At 53.2% G+C, this 1,693-nt stretch carries 1 rRNA gene; it reads left to right on the top strand.

Features of this window, described 5'->3' with window-relative positions:
* Positions 1 to 148: 148 nt before the first annotated feature.
* Positions 149 to 1,690 (top strand): 16S ribosomal RNA (locus NBA72_RS24085).
* Positions 1,691 to 1,693 lie beyond the last annotated feature (3 nt).

Here is a 1,693-nt window from a genome sequence, read left to right as displayed (position 1 = left end):
GCACTGCTCTTTAACAATTTATCAGACAATCTGTGTGGGCACTCGAAGATACGGATTCTTAACGTCCTCGGACGAAAAATGAATACCAAGTCTCAAGAGTGAACACGTAATTCATTACGAAGTTTAATTCTTTGAGCATCAAACTTTTAAATTGAAGAGTTTGATCATGGCTCAGATTGAACGCTGGCGGCAGGCCTAACACATGCAAGTCGAACGGTAACAGGAAGCAGCTTGCTGCTTTGCTGACGAGTGGCGGACGGGTGAGTAATGTCTGGGAAACTGCCTGATGGAGGGGGATAACTACTGGAAACGGTGGCTAATACCGCATAACGTCGCAAGACCAAAGAGGGGGACCTTCGGGCCTCTTGCCATCAGATGTGCCCAGATGGGATTAGCTTGTTGGTGAGGTAACGGCTCACCAAGGCGACGATCCCTAGCTGGTCTGAGAGGATGACCAGCCACACTGGAACTGAGACACGGTCCAGACTCCTACGGGAGGCAGCAGTGGGGAATATTGCACAATGGGCGCAAGCCTGATGCAGCCATGCCGCGTGTATGAAGAAGGCCTTCGGGTTGTAAAGTACTTTCAGCGGGGAGGAAGGTGTTGTGGTTAATAACCGCAGCAATTGACGTTACCCGCAGAAGAAGCACCGGCTAACTCCGTGCCAGCAGCCGCGGTAATACGGAGGGTGCAAGCGTTAATCGGAATTACTGGGCGTAAAGCGCACGCAGGCGGTCTGTCAAGTCGGATGTGAAATCCCCGGGCTCAACCTGGGAACTGCATTCGAAACTGGCAGGCTTGAGTCTTGTAGAGGGGGGTAGAATTCCAGGTGTAGCGGTGAAATGCGTAGAGATCTGGAGGAATACCGGTGGCGAAGGCGGCCCCCTGGACAAAGACTGACGCTCAGGTGCGAAAGCGTGGGGAGCAAACAGGATTAGATACCCTGGTAGTCCACGCCGTAAACGATGTCTACTTGGAGGTTGTGCCCTTGAGGCGTGGCTTCCGGAGCTAACGCGTTAAGTAGACCGCCTGGGGAGTACGGCCGCAAGGTTAAAACTCAAATGAATTGACGGGGGCCCGCACAAGCGGTGGAGCATGTGGTTTAATTCGATGCAACGCGAAGAACCTTACCTGGTCTTGACATCCACGGAAGTTTTCAGAGATGAGAATGTGCCTTCGGGAACCGTGAGACAGGTGCTGCATGGCTGTCGTCAGCTCGTGTTGTGAAATGTTGGGTTAAGTCCCGCAACGAGCGCAACCCTTATCCTTTGTTGCCAGCGGTCCGGCCGGGAACTCAAAGGAGACTGCCAGTGATAAACTGGAGGAAGGTGGGGATGACGTCAAGTCATCATGGCCCTTACGACCAGGGCTACACACGTGCTACAATGGCGCATACAAAGAGAAGCGACCTCGCGAGAGCAAGCGGACCTCATAAAGTGCGTCGTAGTCCGGATTGGAGTCTGCAACTCGACTCCATGAAGTCGGAATCGCTAGTAATCGTGGATCAGAATGCCACGGTGAATACGTTCCCGGGCCTTGTACACACCGCCCGTCACACCATGGGAGTGGGTTGCAAAAGAAGTAGGTAGCTTAACCTTCGGGAGGGCGCTTACCACTTTGTGATTCATGACTGGGGTGAAGTCGTAACAAGGTAACCGTAGGGGAACCTGCGGTTGGATCACCTCCTTACCT

The organism is Salmonella sp. NW1250, assembly GCF_051812965.1.
Classification (GTDB): domain Bacteria; phylum Pseudomonadota; class Gammaproteobacteria; order Enterobacterales; family Enterobacteriaceae; genus Salmonella; species Salmonella enterica.
Note: the sequence above shows the minus strand (reverse complement) of the source record. Positions and strands in the feature narration are given on the sequence as shown.